This is a genomic window from Promicromonospora kroppenstedtii DSM 19349 (genome assembly GCF_000515355.1).
Taxonomy (GTDB): Bacteria; Actinomycetota; Actinomycetes; order Actinomycetales; family Cellulomonadaceae; genus Promicromonospora; species Promicromonospora kroppenstedtii.
On record NZ_KI911727.1, the window covers coordinates 6,028 to 6,857 of the forward strand.

Genomic DNA, 830 nt, shown 5'->3' on the forward strand with positions numbered 1-830 from the left:
GGGCTCGGGGCGCGGGGCTCGGGGCGCGGGGCGACCTGCCCCGGTGACCAGATCGGTCCGCCCCAGGACCGGATCCGGCCTCCCGCGCCGCGGCCGGGCGGGGCCAGACTGGGGCCATGAACAGAGCGCTGATCGTCGTCGACGTCCAGGAGTCCTTCCGGGTCCGCCCCCTGTGGGCCGACACCCTCAACCCCGGGGTCGCCGAACCCGTCAACCGGCTGGTCGAGCTCGCCCGCGCGGCCGGCGACCTGGTGGTGTGGGTGCTGCACACCGAGCCCGGGTCGGGCAACCCGTTCGACCCCGCGACCGGTCACGTCCGCCTGTTCGAGGAGCTCGGCGAGCCCCGGCCCGGCGAGCCCGTGCTCCACAAGACCGCGCACAACGCCTTCACCACGACCAACCTCGCCCAGATTCTCACCACGCACGGTGTGGGCGAGCTGCGGATCTGCGGCATCCGCGCCGAGCAGTGCGTCGAGACCACCACGCGCGTCGCCTCCGACCTGGGCTACGAGGTGACGTTCGTGAGTGACGCCACCACCACCGACCCGCTGGGCCGGTTCAGCGCAGCCGACATCCTGGAGCGCACCGAGACCGTGCTCCGGGACCGGTTCGCGCGGATCGCGACGGTCGCCGAGCTCGAGGCCGAGGACACAGCCGGGGTCCCGGCCGAGGTGGCAGCATCGACGGCGTGACCACCGTCGTCTTCCTGCTCCTGCCCGGGGTCCACCTGCTCGACCTGGCAGGCCCCGCGCAGGCGTTCTTCACGGCGGGCGACCTCGGCCACCGCTACGACCTGCGCTACGTGTCGGGCGCCCCGGCCGACGCCGCCG

Annotated in this window: 1 protein-coding gene; it reads left to right on the top strand. The window is 74.2% G+C overall.

Annotated elements, in window-relative coordinates; genetic code table 11:
* Positions 1-116: 116 nt before the first annotated feature.
* On the top strand, positions 117-692 hold the full coding sequence (locus tag PROKR_RS21520) for a cysteine hydrolase family protein (protein ID WP_036967191.1): 576 nt from the start codon (positions 117-119) through the stop codon (positions 690-692).
* The last annotated feature ends 138 nt before the right edge of the window (positions 693-830 follow it).

What these genes read in the sequence shown, in the direction of transcription:
- PROKR_RS21520 (WP_036967191.1), top strand. Translation starts at nt 117, where the DNA reads ATGAACAGAGCGCTGATCGTCGTCGACGTCCAGGAGTCCTTCCGGGTC.